The following is an 18948-nucleotide window of genomic DNA, read 5'->3' as shown; positions in this document are numbered from 1 at the left end:
TAGTCTAGGCCTTTCTCAGGCGCCAGGCATTTAATGTGACAGCCAGCGAAGAAAGAGACATCCCAATGCCAGCTAACCAAGGGTTCATCCAACCCATCATGGCCGCCGGAATTGCTAAGAGGTTATAAATAAGCGCCCAAATCAGGTTTTCCTTAATGATGAGCTGAGTTTTATCTGCCAATAGCAATGTTTTAGCCAGTGGCGCCAGTGAGCTGGCCGTCAAAATCGCATCAGCGCCAGCGGTTGCCAGAGGAGCTCCAGCACCAACAGCAATAGAAACATCAGCCCGAGCAAGCAAAGGGGCGTCGTTGATACCATCACCAATCGCCCACACAAATCGACCCTCTTTTTGAAGGCGCTCAATATAGTCGTACTTTTCTTCGGGGGAGCAGCCCCCTTTGTAACTGCCAATCCCCACCCTACTTGCCCACCACGAAACCGTAACCGGATCATCACCCGATACCAAATGAACAGTGATCTTTCTGGAGTATGCGGCTGCCAATAAATCCTTTAGACCATCTCTTGGAGTATCTAGGAAAATGAAACTCGCTATTAAGCCTTTGTCGTCAGCCAAATGAACTTGGCCATATTGACCCTCATGGATATTTTGCTTGGCACCTACCCAAGAGGCACTTCCCAAGCGATAGACACCGGAGCTCAAACCCTTACCCAAAATATTGACAGTAGGATTTTGTAATCCAATGAGCGACAGATTATCAGCCTGCGCGGCGCGTAATAAAGATAGTGCAAGGGGATGCTTTTGACCAGACTCCATCGAAGCCGCGAGAGTCAACACCTTTTCACGAGAAAATTCTGGGCGCGCAACCACAACATCCTGAAGCTCTGGCTGACCCATAGTGAGCGTGCCTGTTTTATCCAAGACTAAATCTGTTGCCTTTACCAAACCCTCTAATACATGGCCACGCACAATCAATAAACCCAATTTAGTTACCGCACCTTGCGCTGCGGCCATTGCAGTTGGAACGGCGAGCGATAAGGCACAAGGACAACTAGCCACCAAAATAGACACCAAAACTGTCCAAGCTTTACTAGAGTCAACATACAGCCAAATTCCTGAAGAAATAAATGCGCTTAACAATAAAAAGCCTACAAAGTATCCAGCCCACTTTTCAGCAAGACTCACCATCAAAGGCTTTGCTTGTAACGCACGGTCCAATAAAGATGCAATACCAGCGATACGGGTAGACTGGCCAACCGCATCAATCCTCATTAGTAATGGATTCAAGATATTATGCGTACCCGCATAGAGTCGATCACCTATTTTTTTATCTACCGGCTTTGATTCGCCCGTCAGTAAAGACTCATCTAACGCACTTTCAACCTCAATCAATTCACCATCTGCAGGAACAATTTCGCCTGGTGATACACGCAAAATGTCACCGGGATTGCAATTGACAACGGGGACAATCTCTAACTCTTGGGATGATGGGTAGTGCGGCAAGCGCTCGCATGTTGCGGGCAATTGCTTTGCTAATGCTTCAGCACCACCTTGCGCATCTTGCCTCGCTAATAATTCGATATAGCGCGCAGCCAAAATAAATGCGACAAACATAGTGATGGAGTCAAAGTAACCATGTCCTGACCCAGTTACCAGATTAATTGTCCCAGCAAAAAAGGCAAGAGCTAAAGCCAGCGCAATCGGAACATCCATCCCCAACATATGTGACTTGCGAAAAGAAATCACGCTGCGCCATGCAGCTTGAAAGATTGGTCCCGCCGAATAGACCATTACCGGAACTGTTAGGGCCCAGCTAGTCCAACCCAAAAGCAAGTCATACTCCGCTGTAATATCGCTATCGCCAACATAGGATGGCCACGCATACATCATCACCTGCATCATCCCCAGCATGGCAACGCCAAGCCTAGTAAGCAACTGACGACGCTCTTTCTTTGATCTCTCTAGGGAAAGCGATGGTTCAAAAGGCCAAGCCTCATATCCGATCCTCTCTACCTCGAAGAGTAAACGCGCTAAGCTCGTGTTTTCCGGAGAATATTTTGCGGTGAGTTTTTGGCTAACGTAATTAATCTGAACGTCTTTAACGCCCGGGATTCTTCTTAAGTGCTGCTCACACAACCACACACAAGCAGCACATCGAATTTTTTCAAGACGCAAGGTAGTTTGTAAATCGCCCTCCTCTCCACTGGGGCGGGTATATCTACTGCGCAATGACGGATCATCATATGGCTGTAGACTTTTGGGGATCTCGTTAGCTAGAAGATAGTCAGCTGGCTTGTCACTAGACTGAGCGCGACGCGCATAAAAAACCTCTAGACCTTCACCGTGAATCGTTTGCGCAATTGCCAAGCAACCTGCGCAACAAAATTTTCTAGGCTCGCCACCTAACTCCGCTTCAAAAGAATCGCCTGGCAGAATAAAACTACCGCAGTGATAGCAACTATTATTCATTGAAGATATAGTCATGAATACTTAAGGATTTCTTTTAAGCGTCTTATTCACCCAGCCGTTGCGGCGCTCATAAAACACAAATACCACACCCCAAATTACGACAGCTGCGTAAGCCCAGACCCAAGAGATTTGAGTGGCGCGTGAACCCGTAAGATCTAAAACAAATCCAAAAATAGCGGGGCCCAATAGGCCGCCTCCAAACCCCATTAATGAGTGCAAGCCCATTGCCGCACCCTTGATATTTTCCTGAGCGCTAATCACCAAACCTGCAGTGAGGGTAGCTGAATCAGCCATGATGAATAAGGTATGCCCAATAGCCAATGTGACTACAAGCCACCAAGATTGACCCGTTGACATGGCTAGCGCAACCCCAAAGATTGCGCTAGCAATCATGACAAAACAAATCCACTTCTGCCTACCAACTCTTAAGGCAATTTCATTACCTAAGATAGATGATGGAACACCAAAGAAATTAATGACGCCCGCTAGAGTGGTTGCAGTTAATAAAAAAGGTTCGCCAGAAACAATTGCACAAAAACCAAAAAACGCCACAATCCAACTACGTGATGCAAATAACTCGATGGAATGAACTGTATAGCCAAAAATAAATCCAGAGGCGGTCTTATCTTGCAGGACTAGTCGCCATTTATCCAAAGGGAAGATATCGCGTAAGCGAATTTGAATGGGGCCATGCCATTTTTCATGGTCTAGTTTGGGAATGAAGAATAGGACGATGAGTGAGGCGGTAAAAGGGCCCATTGCGATCAAACCAAAAACATATCGCCACCCTAGCTCGCTGAGTATCCACCCAGAACATAGATATGAAAATCCAGTACCAATTCCAAAAAAAGCAGTGTAAAAAGCAATGTGCCGAGTCAATTCACCGGATTGAATTCGATCGGAAAGAATCTTTAGGCCCGGCATATAAGTACCGGCTAATCCTGCTCCATTCAAAGCCATAAATATCAAAGCTGTCCAGAAGTTATGTGCCAAGAGACCCATACCCAATAAGCCAAATGTAGCTGATAGACCGCCAAAGATGTAGACTTTTTTTGCATCAACGCGATCAGTCAATGCAGTGGCTAAAGGAACCATCAACATATAACCAAAGAAAAAAGCGCTAGCTATTAAGCCAGATTGCAAATTGCTCAGTTGCCACTCATCTTGCAGTGCAGTAAGCACCACGGCGTAACATGCAAATCCAAGCAGGGCGCAAGTTTGCGCCATGAGCATCAGGGGTGTATAGCCGGTAGATTTAAATCGCATAGGATCTTACTAAATTCAATACCCCATTCTACCCGCCCAATAAACACGATACACTAGGAAAAACATCACGGAGAGCCCTACCCATGAAGCAAATACAACCTCAAAGTAACTTACTTAAATTCGCCCTCATAGCACTACTGGCCTGCGCCAACTTGTCAGCATTTGCTCAGACATACCCCAACAAGCCCATCAAAGCGATTGTCCCCTTCGCTCCGGGAAGTGCGACAGATCAAATTGGTCGTGCGTTTGCAGCCAAAATGACTGAGACCTTGGGTCAACCGGTTGTCATTGAAAACCGTCCTGGAGCAAATGGCATGATAGGAGCTGAAGTGGTCGCCAAAGCACCTGCAGATGGCTATACCCTACTCTTTGGAACCAATAGCACAAATGCTGCATTAAAAAGCTTGGTAAAGAATTTGCCATACAACCAAGATACCGCATTTACTCCTATTGGTTATTTCGGCTCAGTGCCGCTGATCGTGGCTATTAATAATGAAGTGCCAGCAAAATCACTCAATGGATTTGTTTCTTTAGCTAAAGCAGATCCGGGGAAAATTACATTTGCTTACGCCAGCACCTCGCAGCGCGTATCTTCAGAAATGTTGGCAAGCGTTGCTGGAATTAAGATGACCGGAGTCTCCTATAAGAGCGGTCCAAATGCGATGACTGATTTGATTGGCGGTCAAGTCAATATGTTTACCGCTGACTTTGCAGTAACCCTGCCACAAGTTCAGGCCGGCAAAATTCGTGGTCTGGCAGTAACCTCTCTCAAGCGCTCTCCAGCAATTCCAGAGCTACCTACAGTCAACGAGGCTCTAGGTATTAAGAATTATGAGTTGATTGCGTTCTTTGCGGCATTTGGACCTGCCGGACTTCCTAAAGATGTTGTCACCAAGTTAAACAAAGCAATTAATGAAGCGGCGAAATCAAAAGATTTAGTTGAGCGGTTTTCTGCAATGGGCTTTGAAAGCCAACCAGGCACTCCCGAGATGCTAGACAAGAAAATTAAACTAGAAACCGCAAAATGGGCAAAGGCGATTAAAGAAGCGGGGATGGAACCAGAATAAGTAACGCTTTATGAATTAACTTCAATATCCATGGCAAGCAACCAGTACGACAAACTCTTGCCATGGGCATCCAAGTTCAGGGAGAGGTTGACGCCTCCATCCAAAACATCATCAATCACAAAGTTCATCGCAAATAGTTGCGGCAATACAAACCGCTCAATCAAGCCAGGCACTCGAAAACCAAAATGCTTAGCCACTCGCTCTACCGTTAATTCACGCAGAAGCAGCTCAAAGTCTTCAGGGCGATAGGCAATAACACTGATGTTTGATCGATTACCCTTATCGCCAGTACGTGCATGCGCTAATTGATATAAAGGAATCAATTTTTGGGTCATTGAACCCCCTGATAAAATACATAGGAAGCCCGAATATATTCCCGTGGAATTAAACAAACCAAAGTATTTAAGCGCGGACGAATGCTCGTCCGAACACCTCCACCGCCAGCGGGCCCGCAGGTATATAAAGCCGTAACTTCTCTACAAACTCGATTTGCCTCTGATTTCATCTGATGGGCGGCAGCCACTCTCAAGCGAATATCTTCAAACCCACCTTCAGCGGTAAATTGCGGCCCCTTACCAAGGTCGCTTGAAAATACGCTAGACGATCCAATGAAATCGACTCGCAACTCCAGAAATGGGGATAAACGCTCTCGAATAATCTGAGCCGCTAGTTGCGCCCTCTGATAGGCATTATGTCCTGCATAAGAAATTTCAGCTTCAGCAAGCCAGCCACCATCAATGCAAATATTAGCCTTTAGATTTTCCGGCCTTGGGTGGCCAAGGACACCAGAAAAAGCAACTCTGTTAGCTCCTAAATCATCTAACTGGATTTGACTGATATCCGCCACCACATCTGGCGTTAAGTATTGAGCGGGGTTATGTACTTCATACAAAAGCTGCTCGGTCACCGTCATTCGATTGACCACACCGCCTGTATTACTCGGCTTGGTGATGCAGCCATTTCCGTTTTCATCAAACTCAACAATGGGAAAGCCGACATTGGCTAAATCAGGAACATCTTTCATGCCGGGGTCGGAAAAATAACCTCCCGTTACCTGCGCGCCGCATTCTAGTAAATGACCAGCCATTGTTGCAGAGCCTAGGAAATTCCAATCATCCCATGACCTTTTAAAATGGGCCATTAAGGGCCCCACAGTCAAGGCTGGATCAGCAACACGACCAGTGATCACGACCTGCGCACCAGCTTGCAATGCATCAGCAATCTCGCGCGCACCAAGATAGACGTTGGCGCTAACCAACTGGCTATTTTTGAGAGAATCTAAATACGCTTGACTTAATCGACTCTCAATCACATCGCGCATGTCTGCAGACGAAATATCATCACCCTGAACAATGGCAATTTTTAAAGGTGGTAAATTTTTTTCTCGTGCAATTTGCGCAACACATTCAGCGGCGGCGGCTGGGTTAGCCGCTCCAAAATTACCCACAATGGGTATGCCATTTTGTACGCAGTCACTCAAAATGGGTTCGAGCATCTCCCTTAAAAGTGGCTCATAGCCTTTAGTTTGATCTTGCTGGCGCTCCAATTGCGCCAAAGCCAAGGTTCGCTCAGCCAGACTTTCAAAAATAAGGCAGGCTGGCCCTCCCTTTTTTAATATCTCCGCAACTAGTGGCTTAGCTACATCTACGCGATCACCAGAAAATCCTGCAGCACAAGCAACACGATATATATTGGCCATAGTAATCTCGATAGATCTATTGCTGGCTGTGGCTTGGCGAATCCTGAAAGCCATTTGAGCGATAGGTTAAAACCAAAGTATCGCGGTATCCATGCAAACCAGTAGGCTGTATTGGAGTAGATTCATGAATCATCCTAGCATCGTTCATTAACAGCAAAGACCAAGGCTGACTCAATGTAAATCTAAGACCTGCAGAACCGGTCGCATCAAAGATACGCGTCTCACCACCTTTGATGCCCACTCGATTCAATAAAAAGACGGCAACAAAATCCACTCCATCCCGATGAGCACCCTCAGGCGTTGGACGACCGATGCCATCAGTTGTATCAATCCTAAATTGATGCGCCTCGACAAACCAAGTCTTGGCGGGCTGAACACTATTTAGGATGCGCGCAACCCCCAATAGAAGGGTCTGCCAGATAGGGCTTTTGGTCAACTCTGACTGAGAAGGCTCAAACCATCTTTCAATACCACCATGCAAGGCGTTGTAGTCTACCGACTGCCAATGTGCGCGATGGGGCACCATCACCAGAGAGTCATTTTGAATTTCGTAACTGACATGCCGACGAAAACGATACCTACCGCCATCCTTTAAATATGGATCACGTGGTAAGCCTTCCCAGAATTGATTTAACTCCATCAACCCGGGCACAGTAACTCCAGCCATTTTCGCAACGCCCTCAGCAGAGACAATGGCAAAGCCATCATCTCTCAAAGCTTGGGGCAACAATTCAACCGAAGTTATCGGTGGCGAGAAGCTGGATTGAGTCATCTGGCGATCTGAGCTTGAGTGATACTCAATCTAACTGCGCCCCAGAAGCCTTCACAATCTTCGCCCATTTAACCAACTCTTCCTTCAGGAGGGCGCCTAATTTTGCAGGAGGAACTGGATTCAATTCTAAACCTTGGGCACTCAACTTCTCCCTAACATCAGCACGACTCATTACCTTGCTCATAGCTGCCTGAATTTTTTTCACTACCTCTGAATTAACACCAGCAGGAGCAAAGAGGGCAACCCATACTTCACCAACGCAATCTGGATAAGTCTCAGCAATGGTTGGAATTTCTGGTGCTGCGCTAGAGCGTTTCGCGGAACTAATCGCAAGCGCTTGCAGCTTGCCAGCTTTAATGTAATTCAAAGCAGAAGGTAGGCTTGCAAATGCAAGCGGAACCTGACCGCCCAACACATCATTGATTGCAGGTGCAACTCCCTTGTAAGGGATATGCTGCATTTCTATACCCGCACTAGTGTTCAGCATTGCACCTAGTAAATGACTAATGGTGCCATTTCCGGCAGATGCATACGATAACTCTCCAGGCCTCTTCTTGGCTGCCGCAATAACATCAGCCAAGGTCTTATAAGGTGAACCCGGGGGTGATACTAAAACATAGGGTGTCGCACCAATGTAATACAGTGGAATAAAATCGTTGACCGGATCAAATCCAGGATTTTTATATAAAGATGGGTTAATTGCCTGAGCGCTATTGATCGTCAGAAGCAAAGTGTATCCATCCTTCGCTGAGCGTGCCACACCTTGAGTGCCAATATTTCCGCCAGCCCCCGGCTTGTTCTCCACTACCACGGATCCGTCTAGCGCCTCACCAAAAGCGGGCGCAATTAATCTAGCCACAATATCGTTAGTTCCTCCAGCTGCCTGAGGAACCACCATGGAAACTGGTTTTGAAGGATAAGGTTGTGCAAACAGCCCCATAGATGCACATCCCGCAATCAAGAAAAAACCAAACTGAATTACAACCTTCTTCATACCTTCTCCTGAGATACTAAGCTCAAACGCCCGCGGACTTCGCCGACATGACCCTTTAAATCATACAACTCTTTAGCATCGAGCATGGAGACTTTCATGCCTGCAACTCGTCGCTCAATATTTTCTAGCTCCTTAAAATTCTTAGCCCTCAACTCGGGATACGCAGCATTCCTCTCAATCACCTTCAGCTCCTCGTAAACCTGGGATAACTTGAGACGCAATAGCAAATTCTTCAAAGTGGGGATATATGTAAAGAGTGGGATTAAAATCACCAATAAAGGGATCACGATTTTTGCAAATCGACCAATCCATACAGCAGTCCAGAAAGGAAGATGTCGATGCAAGAATGAAGGTCCATCCTTTAGATAAATCTCAGCGTCTACATGCAAAGGAAAATCTAAGCCCACTCCCGATGGAAACTCTCCTGGTTTTTGCAAATATGAGTATGACTTCAGAATGTCGTATGTGTCTCCCAATAAGAGCGTTACTAGAGCCGGACTTATATCATCCTTACCCACCAAAGTAGCCGTAGCAGCCAATACCTGTATGTCGCGCTTTGGCAGATCATAGGCAATACTCACAACGCCACGAGGCACAGTGACCTTCGAGAGGTAAGGCAAATGATGCAGGTATGCCTCTACCTGATGAAAGTCCATCAAACGAATTTCGGGTGTTTCATAAAAGCTTTTCATGATTGGCGCTTCAGCAGCGCTCACCAAAAATACAGCATCTAACTCCCCACTCTTAAACTTTGCCAATGCTTCATCTGGTTTTAGCTTCTGAGCGTAAAAGTCATTGATACTTAAGTCACTCACACGCAACAGCTCGGAAGTCAAAATGAGAGTTCCACTACCTTCATTTCCAATAGAGACGCGCTTGCCTTTGAGTTGGCTTAATAAATGCAATTGCCCGCCTTCATTTTTGAATGCAGACTCTCGATACCAAACCCAAACTGGCTCATAAAACACACCGGCGATTGCCACTAGCTGAGGGTATTTCGAGACATCGGCTACTCCACCCTGAATCATCGCAAAATCAACCCCAGAATCTGGGTCATTGAGCAGCGCCAAGTTATCGCTAGTACCACCTGTGGTGCGCAACTTCAGTGATACCCCCTCTTCAGCCAACTCACTCTGGAGTCTTTCTCCAAACTTCTGATAAAGGCCGGTTGGAAACCCCGTTGCCAACTCTATGGACCTAGGAGGGGGTGGAACCAATACCCACAAGGTAGCAAAGAGAATCGCGACCAAGATAAAAAAGGCCGCCAAAACAGCCCAAGGATTGTAGATATTTCTGCGTATGAAGTTCATAGGAATTCTTTTCTTTTTAGCATTATGCCCCGAGCCAAAAGATAGGATGTCGAATCAATTCACCACTCCATTATTCGAGATAAGATGATGCTTTGCATAGAATAATCTACTCATCATGAATTCAACCCTCAATAAAGTAGCACTTGTCACGGGAGCGGGAACGGGAATCGGCAAAGCGGCGGCTAAAGCCCTCATGCAGGGTGGATTTAAAGTAGTCCTGACTGGCAGAAATATGGGGAAATTATCCTCGGCCATCCAAGAGATTGATGGAAGCACCAAGGACTGCCTACCAATTACGTGTGATGTTGGCAACCCAGAGCAAGTCAAACAACTATTTACCCAAATCAAAGATCATTTTGGCCGCATCGATGTACTTTTTAACAATGCCGGCATGGGAGCGCCAGCCATTCCAATGGAAGATTTAAGTTACGAGCAATGGATGAATGTTGTTAATGCCAACTTATGCGGTGCTTTTTTATGCTCCCAAGAGGCCATTCGAATGATGAAAACGCAGTCGCCGCAAGGGGGCAGAATTATTAATAATGGCTCAATCTCGGCACATGCACCACGTCCAATGTCTGCGCCCTACACTGCTACCAAACACGCCATCACTGGGCTCACCAAATCCATTGCCCTGGATGGTCGACCATTTAATATCGCCTGCGGTCAGATTGACATTGGAAATGCAGGCACTGAAATGACCATACCTATGGCTGCCGGAATACGTCAGGCAGATGGCTCCAATAAGGCGGAGCCACTCATGGATGTTGATCACGTTGGACAAGCAGTTCTGCATATGGCCCAACTACCTCTGGAGAGCAACATCCTATTCATGACCATTATGGCGACCAATATGCCATATGTTGGACGCGGGTAATTAAGGCCTTACTTGGTTAATTAAGAACTGAACATCACTTGCGCCCACTTTAATAATTTGAGGCGCTGAAATTAAATCGCCGGATTCTGGCATAGCCATCCCCGTCTTGGAGATACGAATTTCAATCGAAACTTCAGGTAGCTGTGAAAGCAAGCTATTTGGATTCATCGCAAGAGCATCATTCAAAACAAAATTCATTGGGAATGAAGTCACTGGGGTTTTTAAAACGGCAACAGGCATGCGTTCACCAGGCTTACGTGCGATCACCATTAAGACATCGCCAGACTTTAAGCGAGACTTTAACTCTGGGGCAACATCAACCCGCCCACTGACATCTTTACCGTGAATGACTGAAGGAGTATTTGGAGATAAACCACCTTTAGATCTAGCCTCAGCAATCGAAGCGGCAATTGCTCGCGCTTCATCAGTTTCAGGTGGCAATTGCTTGGCCAACCGTTCCCATGATTTAACTGCCGACTTATAGTCCTGAGCATTGAACGATGCCGTACCTAAAAGCCATAGGGCTAGTAAATTATTGGGATCCAGACTAAGTGCTTTATTTAGCAAATGCACAGGCTTACCAGAGAAATTTCCATTAGCATTGGCGGCTAACACATCAGCATAGTCAGCCAATAGCTGTGGGTCTGAGTCAATGAAAGATCCGGCGCGCTCGTAGGCCTTCTGTGCTTCAACATTGCGCCCCAAAATTCGATAGGAGCGCGCTAACATTGCCCAGCCCTTGAGATTATCTGGCTCAGCCTCCATCTTGGCAGCAAACTCAGAAACCATTTTTTCAACCGCTTCTTGGGTCACGGGTTTTTGAGCCTCTTGCTCAGTTATCTTAGAGGCACTCCCTAAAACAAAATAAAGCCCGGCAGATAGCATTACAACAAAAATACCAATCCCCACAATAGTCATTTTGGGAGATCTAGATACAGCTAAATCATCTGCCTCATCCGTATCCTGAAAAAGGCGTTGCCGCATTTCAGCATGAGCCTGCTCATAGCTTGCAGCATCTATCAACCCCGAGTTGCGCTCAAGCTCGAGCTTATCCAACTCTTCCTTATAAATGGTGGCGTTCATTTGACGGCGCGATGTGGCTAACTCTTTTGCAGGAAAAAAGAGTGGGCGTAACAATAAAGCCAAAACCAAGACAAGCAATAGAAGTGCGGAAATCAAAAAGCTAGTCATGTGCGCTTTCTCTTGAATTAGATGCGGCAGTCTTTAGAAGTGCATCAATGCGACGATTATCTTCATCGGAAAGTGTCGCACTAGGAATGCTCTGATTTCTGCGACGTAAATAAACTAACAGCCCGACAATACCCGCGAGCAAAATAATAAAAGGTCCTACCCATAAAAACCAAGTGATCGGCTTAACAGGTGGACGGTACAAAACAAAATCACCGTATCGCTCAACCATAAAAGATCGAATTTGCTCGTCAGTCTTACCTTCTTGAATGAGGTTTCGGATTTCTCTGCGTAAATCGTTTGCTAAATCAGAACGTGAACCCGCCAGGGATTCATTTTGACAAACAAGGCAACGCATTTCCTCTGAGATGGCAATGAGGCGCTGCTCCATTACTGGATCATCGGCCAACGGGGCAGCATCCTTCGCCAAGGAAAGGGAAAAAGAGCTAGCGGCCAAATAGACCATCAGAATGGAAGCAAGAGCTCGCTTAAAACTCATTTCAGCTCAGCCAATAATGGAATGATTTTACGATTGAGCAAATCCATCGTAATTGGACCAATATGTTTAAACCGAATCACACCAAGCTTATCAATCACATAGGTTTCTGGTACGCCGTACACACCATAATCAATTCCAACTCGGCCGTTTGCATCAAATGCAGATAGTAAATAAGGGTTGCCTTGACGATCTAACATGGCTAAAGCAGCGTCACGCTGATCTTTGTAATTTAGCCCAATAATAGGGGCTAAATTTAATCTACCCATTTCCACCAGCACTGGATGCTCTTCTCGGCAGGCAACGCACCATGATGCCCAAACATTTAATACCCAAGTCTGCCCCTTCATAGTTTGCGGAGAAAAGGTTTTTTGAGGATTTTGTAGTTGAGACAATTCAAAAGCAGGAGCTGGTTTATCAATCAATGGTGAAGGCACTTCATGCGGGTCACGATTTAATCCAACCGCTAAAAATCCAACGAGGACAATAAAGAGCAGAAGGGGAATCAAAAACTTTGCCTTCATAGGGTGCCTCTCTTCAATTTCATACGATAGCGTTTATCAGACATTGCCAAAACACCACCTAGAGCCATTAACAAACAACCACCCCAAATCCAGTCCACAAACGGTTTGTAATAAACCCTTACAGCCCAGGCCTTATCAGCCAGCTCTTCACCTAGAGAAACATAAATATCGCGAGTCAGACCTACATCAATTGCAGCCTCAGTCATAGGCATGGTAGAAGAAAAGTAGCTACGCTTTTCAGGATACAGGGTTGCCTCAATCTGACCATTGCGCATCAGCAAGAAGTTGCCCTGCATCGCATTGTAATTAGGGCCTGGAACGGCAGAAACACCTTCTAAACGAATTTCATATCCACCCACACTGACACTCTCACCAGCCGACATGCGAACATCTTTTTCTTCTTGGAATGCTCCAACCATGGTAACGCCAATAACAAAAATGGCGATACCGAGATGAGCAACTTGCATTCCGATAAATGAGCGCGTCAACTTGCCCGATCCGACCTGACGAATGACTTGCATCACTCCCGAAACGATAACCCAAAATGCTAAGGCAAAACCGATACTACTCAACCAAGAAAAATCACCCATCATCCAGGGAATCAGCGCGGCAGCAATAACTGCAACCAAAGCAGCAAGCCACAAGCGCTTAATCACTATGAATAAATCGCTACCCTTCCAGTTAGTCCAAGGACCAATACCCATCAAGACCAACAAAGGAATCATGATTGGTACGAATACGCTATTAAAGTATGGCGGGCCCACAGAAATCTTCCCGAGATGAAGAGCGTCAATCAATAAGGGATAGAGCGTTCCAAGCAAGACTGAAGCAGCGGAAACCACCAAGAAAACGTTTCCGAGCAAAATAAAAGTTTCACGAGATGTGAGGCTAAATTTTCCACCGATCGAACTCTTCGGAGCGCGCCACGCATATAACACCAATGATGATCCAACCACAAGCGCTAAAAAGATCAGAATAAAAATACCGCGCTTTGGATCGGTTGCAAAAGCATGTACCGATGTGAGAACACCAGATCTCACTAAGAAAGTCCCGAGGAGGGATAAAGAAAAAGCCGAGATTGCCAAAAGCACAGTCCAACTCTTAAACCCACCCCGTTTCTCTGTCACAGCCAAGGAATGCAATAAGGCGGTGCCTACAAGCCAAGGTATAAATGAGGCATTTTCAACGGGATCCCAAAACCACCAACCACCCCAACCTAATTCGTAATAAGCCCACCACGAACCAAGAGCAATACCTAAAGTTAAAAATATCCAAGCCGCCGTTGTCCAAGGGCGCGACCAACGTGCCCAAGCCGCATCAAGCCTGCCGGACAGCAATGAGGCAATAGCGAATGCGAATGCTACTGAAAATCCTACATAGCCCATGTATAGCATTGGAGGATGAAACACTAAACCAGGATCTTGCAAAAGCGGATTAAGCGAGCGGCCATCTTGTGCCGCCGGTAATAATCTTTCAAATGGGCTTGAGGTAGTCAGCACAAATAAGAGCAAGCCTGTAATTACCAGCCCCAATACACCTATAACGCGCGCCACCATAAATTCATCAAGAGACTTAGATAACTGCGCCACCAAAAAAGTCCAGGTCGATAACAAGAAAACCCACAACAAAAGCGATCCCTCGTGACCACCCCAAACCGCGCCAAGGCGATACACAACCGGAAGTTGAGAATTCGAATGCTCTGCCACATATAAGACAGAAAAATCATTCACATAAAAACTCCACGCTAAGGTCGCAAAAGAAATTGCGAGCAACATGAACACTGTTTGGGCAGCTGGCCGCGCCAACACCAACCATTCACGCCTACCTTGATGCGCACCAATCAAGGGTAGGATGCCTTGAACCAGGGCGACGCATAAAGCCAAAATTAATGCATAGTGCCCAAACTCAGGAATCATTATTTACTTCCATTTTTTTGAGCCTGCTCTAAAGCATGCTTTGCCTCAGGGGGCATATAGTTTTCATCGTGCTTAGCCAACACCTCGCTAGCAATAAATTGCCCATTAGGATCAAGACGGCCCTGAATTACCGCTCCCTTCCCCTCCTTAAATAAATCCGGAAGGATGCCGGTATAGGCCACAGAAATATCTTTTGCCATATCAGTAATGACAAAGTACACGGTTAGTCCATCGCGCTTCAAGGTCCCATCCTTAACCATGCCGCCAATACGGAAGACTTGACCATTGGGCGCCTTGCCCGCAGCAACCTCACTAGGCGTCACATATAACGCGATATTGCTATTGAGAGCATTCAGAATTAAAACTGCGGCCAAAGCGATGGCGATGAGTGCACCGATAATAATCGCGGCCCGCTTATGTCTGGGCTTCATTACTTTACTCCTTGAGTAAAACGCTCCGCCAAAACTTCTTGACGCAGTCTTCGTACAATTGCCCTGTGACGGGCCTTAATCATTAAAGGCTCCAGTAGCAACACAAGCGTGCAGACTCCAAAACTACACCATACGTACAGAGCGTATCCGCCCATAGCGAAAAATTCAGCCGGACTATTCCACATTAGCTTTTGATCTCATTTAATTGCCTCACCCAATCAGTATGAGCCTCTCGCTCAAGAATGATTGCACGGACGCGCATTAACCCTACTGCAATTGAGTACATCCAAAAGCATAAAGCCATTAGTAGCATTCCCCAAAGCATAGTCTGCGCCATCGCTGGAGCCTTGGTAAGGGATACAGATGCACCCTGGTGTAAGGTATTCCACCATTTGACAGAAAAATAAATAATCGGAATATTGACAACGCCAACCAATGCCAGAATCGCTCCAGCCTTATCAGCCCTACGTGCATTATCGATTGAGGCCTGTAAGGCAATAAAGCCTAAATATAAAAATAGGAGAATCAGTTCTGAGGTTAAGCGTGCATCCCACACCCACCAAGCACCCCACATTGGTTTACCCCAAAATGCGCCCGTCCATAAAGACAAGAATGCCATCCAAGCGCCAATAGGTGCAAGTGCCTGCGCCATCATTGCCGATAAACGCGTATTAAAAACCAGGCCAAGTCCCGCCCAAGTAGCCATCACCAAATAAATAAACATGGACATCCAGGACGCTGGAACATGAATAAAAATGATTCGGTAACCTTGTCCCTGAACAGCATCTACTGGGGCAACAAAAAAACTTACCCACAAACCAGCAAGCCCAAAAATTGCAGAGAGCACCCAGAACCAAGGAATCATTTTTCCAGCCAAAGGATAAAAAGTACTGGGGCTTGAAAATTTAAACCAGTTCAATACAACAGATGTCGAAGAATTATTTACATTACTCATTCAATAGCAATCTTTACAGCGCTAGCGCTAACCCAAGGCACAAATGCTACCGCCAAAATGAATAAAGCGCCTAACAGAGAAAAATGTCCCGAAATATCTAAGCCAACACTATTGGCATATACCGCCCCTGCACCAAAAATAAGGACTGGAATATAGAGCGGCAAAATCAAGAGGCTCATTAGAACACTACCTCCTCTAATGCCCAAGGTTAATGCGGCGCCAATAGAGCCCAACAATGATAGAACGGGGGTGCCAAGTAGCAGTGTTCCCATTAAAACTTTGAGAGAATTCACATCCAAATCAAACTGGATACCGATGATTGGTGCCAATAAAACTAGTGGCAGACCACATACCAACCAATGGGCAACGATTTTGCCAAAAACCAGCATCGAAAATAGGTTGGGCGATAAGATAAGTTGTTCTAAGGTCCCATCAGCATAGTCTGCTGCGAACATGCGCTGCAGACCAAGCAAGGTTGAGAGTAAGGCAGCAACCCAAATTACCCCTGGTGCAATTTTTCTCAATAAAACCGTATCGGCACCGATTCCCAATGGAAACAAACTGGTTACCAGCACAAAGAAAAACACTGCCGTTAAGACCTCGCTCTTGCGACGCATCACAAGCAATAAATCTCGTTGCACAATCGCAATAAAGGCGCTCATAGATCAAGAACCTTTAAGCCCGGAATGCTTAATGATTGATGGCTGGTTAATATCGCCAAGCCATTGCGTGCCAAATGATCAATAATCAATCTTTGCAAGTCTTGAACTGACTGGGTATCTAGAGCATTAAAAGGCTCATCCAAAATCCAGACTTGTGCGTCACGAGTAATCATTCGAGCAATCAAAACCCGTTTCTTTTGCCCGGCAGATAAGCAGCTCACCGGAAGATTTTCTCGGCCCCTTAGGCCAGATTGCCATAATGCCGATAGAGCAGCCTCACCATCAGATTGAATGCCATCTATCGCAGCGTACATTTGTAGATTCTCTAAAGCTGTCAGGTCATCCTTCAAAGCATCCCGATGCCCCATGAAGAAAAGCGCGCGATGGTAATTCTTAATATCCTCTTGAATGAGCTTTTCATCCCAAAGAATATCGCCAGTCTCGGGCAAGGAGAGGCCCGCCAGCAAACGCAACAAACTAGTCTTGCCCACACCATTCTCACCACGCACATGCAAACATTCACCAGATAACACTCGCATATTGAGATTAACGAATAACTCTCGCTCTCCCCGCGAACAAGCAATCGCACGAGCCTCGAGCATCGACTGCGAGAACTTGGAGGTGGGAGAAAGAATAGCTGTCATGAGAAAAATGGCTTGAATCAAACCACTTCAGGCTATGTCCCACAGCCTTTAGAGGCCATCAAACTTCCTAAAGCAGTTTTAAAAGAATAAATTTCTTTTAATTCAAATGGTTAGAAGATTATAGTTCGTCTTGGAGCTAGATCCAATTCCTACCTCCAAAAGATCGAAATCTTCTGATTTCCACCTGGATTGATGCTCACAGCCTTCTTTTGCACCACCCCCTGGTAGGAGGCCTCAATCAAGTGGTTGCCAGCGGGTAAATTGATGAGAATATACGGCCCTTCTGCAATGGCATTGAAGATAACTTGATTGCCTTCATTCAAAACCTTGACCTGGGCACCAAAAATCCAAACGCCCCTACCGCCATCAAGCTGGGATAACTCAAGCAAAATCGGCCATTGCTTAGATTCCGCCAAAATTGCTTGAGACTCCTCTTCACCTACTCCGCCTGAGATATAAGAAATTCCCTGGGAGTATTTTGTATCTGGGATTTGCGCCTGAACAAAAGAAAATGCTCCAACACAAAGGCTAGCAATTAAAAATTTTATGCATGAGCTCATTGACCAATCCTCAGACTAATTAAGAAGCGTGACTAATTAATGGCGATATAAGATTGAGGCTTATTCACATCGTAGTATTTTATTTGCTTAGCATTCACGTCAATCTTCTTTAAATCAAAAGACTGTACATTGGTTGACTCAAACATTTTTAGGTAGTAAATCATGTTCTTATTGTCCGCCACAATAGTCCATTCAGTAATCTCAATTCCACCAGCACCCCCACCATAAGCATTAGTGGCTGGCAAGCTGATAGCACCAGGCGGTATATCAAAGCTACCCAAGATATGCCAAGCTGTATTTGTTTGCTGACTAGTAGAGTAAGTTGTTGGGGCAGATTTTGTCAAAAATAAGGCACGAATAAATCGGCTTGGACTAAGGTAATCCCCTGGCAAGCCATGCAAGCCGCTACCTGAACTTGGAGGAGCATAACTTGCGCCATTAATAACGAGTGGGTTTTTCTCAACATTCGTTAAGTTTGCATAGTTACCAATATTGTTCAACTGATCCCTAAAAGCTGGGTCGTTTGTCATCACGCCAACAGGGTTATCGGTAATGACTAACTCACCTTTTAAATACTCAATCACAATGCTTTTACCCTTAGCATCATGCAAAGTCATTCGCACCGGCGCAGACTGATTGTTGTAGGCAGGAATAATGGAGCGATTTACTTTAATCTTGCTAAAACCCGCCTTCACCTCATCCACCGTAGCAAAATTCGTCAAGGCATACATCAACATCTGAATAGAGGCGATGCTATTGGCTGAATCTGCTGGCGCAACCACTTGATATACCGCGGTATTGGGCGCATTCAGTAAACCACCAACTAGACCTTTCTCATTCATCCCATCCACAAGTACCGGCATACCTAGGCCATTCATGCCAGCGACCGCATACTTGGAAGTCCAGTTCAGACCAGAGCCTGGCTTACTATCAATACCCACCCCCATCAAAGGAAGGTTTCTTGGGATCACAGTAAGCTGCGACTTTAGAGGCAAACCAAATTCCATAGTGCGCCCATAGACAAAACCGCCATCATTACCCTTTAAAAGGAAGCTTGTACAGGCGCTACTGACCGCTGGCGCAAAAACTAAGGAAACCGCAATGGCGGTGGCAAACGCTTTTTTGACAATCTTTTGATTCATACAAGCTCCTAAGTTGG

20 protein-coding genes are annotated in these 18948 nt (G+C 45.9%); 2 read left to right on the top strand and 18 right to left on the bottom strand.

All coding sequences use genetic code 11. The features are described from left to right. Positions 1-4 precede the first annotated feature (4 nt). Together AOB49_RS10875 and AOB49_RS10870 are read right to left on the bottom strand one after the other, a co-directional pair. Positions 5-2428, bottom strand: a complete 2424-nt coding sequence (locus tag AOB49_RS10875; RefSeq protein ID WP_062310985.1) for a heavy metal translocating P-type ATPase — start codon at positions 2426-2428, stop codon at positions 5-7. A gap of 21 nt (positions 2429-2449) precedes the next feature. Next, a complete protein-coding gene (locus AOB49_RS10870) occupies positions 2450-3694 on the bottom strand; it encodes an MFS transporter (protein ID WP_062310983.1) in 1245 nt (414 codons plus the stop codon). 83 nt (positions 3695-3777) lie between these two features. On the opposite strand from AOB49_RS10870, the gene AOB49_RS10865 reads away from it, so the two are divergent. Beyond that, positions 3778-4761 carry a Bug family tripartite tricarboxylate transporter substrate binding protein gene (locus AOB49_RS10865; RefSeq protein WP_062310981.1) on the top strand — a complete coding sequence of 328 codons (984 nt, stop codon included), beginning with the start codon at positions 3778-3780 and terminating at the stop codon, positions 4759-4761. An 8-nt stretch (positions 4762-4769) separates the two neighbouring features. Here AOB49_RS10865 and AOB49_RS10860 read toward each other — a convergent pair whose 3' ends face one another. The 5 genes from AOB49_RS10860 to AOB49_RS10840 are packed head-to-tail and all read right to left on the bottom strand — an operon-like array spanning position 4770 to position 9536. Continuing rightward, entirely contained in the window at positions 4770-5096 is a 327-nt protein-coding gene (locus AOB49_RS10860) for an AtuA-related protein (RefSeq protein WP_062310979.1), read from the bottom strand. After that, entirely contained in the window at positions 5093-6460 is a 1368-nt protein-coding gene (locus tag AOB49_RS10855; RefSeq protein ID WP_062310977.1) for an acyclic terpene utilization AtuA family protein, read from the bottom strand. The genes AOB49_RS10860 and AOB49_RS10855 overlap by 4 nt, the downstream gene beginning before the upstream one ends. Positions 6461-6476: 16 nt before the next feature. Further along, on the bottom strand, positions 6477-7232 hold the full coding sequence (locus AOB49_RS10850) for a 2OG-Fe dioxygenase family protein (protein ID WP_062310975.1): 756 nt from the start codon (positions 7230-7232) through the stop codon (positions 6477-6479). Positions 7233-7257: 25 nt separating this feature from the next. Then, entirely contained in the window at positions 7258-8226 is a 969-nt protein-coding gene (locus AOB49_RS10845) for a Bug family tripartite tricarboxylate transporter substrate binding protein (protein WP_062310973.1), read from the bottom strand. Beyond that, entirely contained in the window at positions 8223-9536 is a 1314-nt protein-coding gene (locus AOB49_RS10840) for a TAXI family TRAP transporter solute-binding subunit (protein ID WP_062310971.1), read from the bottom strand. Before AOB49_RS10840 ends, AOB49_RS10845 begins: the two co-directional genes overlap by 4 nt. A 115-nt stretch (positions 9537-9651) precedes the next feature. Here AOB49_RS10840 and AOB49_RS10835 point away from each other — a divergent pair, with 115 nt between their 5' ends. Further along, positions 9652-10413, top strand: coding sequence for an SDR family oxidoreductase (locus AOB49_RS10835; protein WP_062310969.1), 762 nt, complete (start codon positions 9652-9654; stop codon positions 10411-10413). Here the strand turns inward: AOB49_RS10835 and ccmI are convergent, their stop codons facing one another. The 11 genes from ccmI to AOB49_RS10780 all read right to left on the bottom strand — a co-directional run bounded on the left by ccmI (position 10414) and on the right by AOB49_RS10780 (position 18931). Then, entirely contained in the window at positions 10414-11604 is a 1191-nt protein-coding gene (gene ccmI, locus AOB49_RS10830) for a c-type cytochrome biogenesis protein CcmI (RefSeq protein WP_062310967.1), read from the bottom strand. It abuts the gene before it with no gap. Further along, positions 11597-12100, bottom strand: a complete 504-nt coding sequence (locus AOB49_RS10825; RefSeq protein WP_082784155.1) for a cytochrome c-type biogenesis protein CcmH — start codon at positions 12098-12100, stop codon at positions 11597-11599. The genes ccmI and AOB49_RS10825 overlap by 8 nt, the downstream gene beginning before the upstream one ends. Next, the gene (locus AOB49_RS10820) at positions 12097-12621 is read right to left on the bottom strand and encodes a DsbE family thiol:disulfide interchange protein (protein ID WP_062310965.1); all 525 of its coding nucleotides are present in this window, start codon (positions 12619-12621) and stop codon (positions 12097-12099) included. The genes AOB49_RS10825 and AOB49_RS10820 overlap by 4 nt, the downstream gene beginning before the upstream one ends. Beyond that, complete coding sequence (locus AOB49_RS10815) at positions 12618-14537, bottom strand: heme lyase CcmF/NrfE family subunit (RefSeq protein ID WP_062310964.1); 1920 nt, start codon at positions 14535-14537, stop codon at positions 12618-12620. The genes AOB49_RS10820 and AOB49_RS10815 overlap by 4 nt, the downstream gene beginning before the upstream one ends. Further along, the gene (ccmE, locus tag AOB49_RS10810; protein WP_062310962.1) at positions 14537-14968 is read right to left on the bottom strand and encodes a cytochrome c maturation protein CcmE; all 432 of its coding nucleotides are present in this window, start codon (positions 14966-14968) and stop codon (positions 14537-14539) included. Before ccmE ends, AOB49_RS10815 begins: the two co-directional genes overlap by 1 nt. Continuing rightward, positions 14968-15123, bottom strand: a complete 156-nt coding sequence (gene ccmD / locus AOB49_RS10805) for a heme exporter protein CcmD (protein WP_245640684.1) — start codon at positions 15121-15123, stop codon at positions 14968-14970. The genes ccmE and ccmD overlap by 1 nt, the downstream gene beginning before the upstream one ends. 29 nt (positions 15124-15152) lie before the next feature. Continuing rightward, positions 15153-15923: a heme ABC transporter permease CcmC gene (ccmC, locus tag AOB49_RS10800; protein ID WP_062310958.1), complete on the bottom strand. Its 771-nt coding sequence runs from the start codon at positions 15921-15923 to the stop codon at positions 15153-15155. Then, a complete protein-coding gene (ccmB, locus tag AOB49_RS10795; RefSeq protein WP_062310956.1) occupies positions 15920-16585 on the bottom strand; it encodes a heme exporter protein CcmB in 666 nt (221 codons plus the stop codon). Before ccmB ends, ccmC begins: the two co-directional genes overlap by 4 nt. Next, entirely contained in the window at positions 16582-17229 is a 648-nt protein-coding gene (gene ccmA, locus AOB49_RS10790) for a cytochrome c biogenesis heme-transporting ATPase CcmA (RefSeq protein ID WP_062311333.1), read from the bottom strand. Before ccmA ends, ccmB begins: the two co-directional genes overlap by 4 nt. A 149-nt stretch (positions 17230-17378) precedes the next feature. After that, positions 17379-17789, bottom strand: coding sequence for a carboxypeptidase-like regulatory domain-containing protein (locus AOB49_RS10785; protein WP_062310954.1), 411 nt, complete (start codon positions 17787-17789; stop codon positions 17379-17381). A 32-nt stretch (positions 17790-17821) separates the two neighbouring features. Further along, on the bottom strand, positions 17822-18931 hold the full coding sequence (locus AOB49_RS10780) for a linear amide C-N hydrolase (protein ID WP_062310953.1): 1110 nt from the start codon (positions 18929-18931) through the stop codon (positions 17822-17824). Positions 18932-18948: the final 17 nt, after the last annotated feature.

It is taken from the genome of Polynucleobacter sinensis, assembly GCF_001595985.1.
Taxonomy (GTDB): Bacteria; Pseudomonadota; Gammaproteobacteria; order Burkholderiales; family Burkholderiaceae; genus Polynucleobacter; species Polynucleobacter sinensis.
Note: the sequence above shows the minus strand (reverse complement) of the source record. Positions and strands in the feature narration are given on the sequence as shown.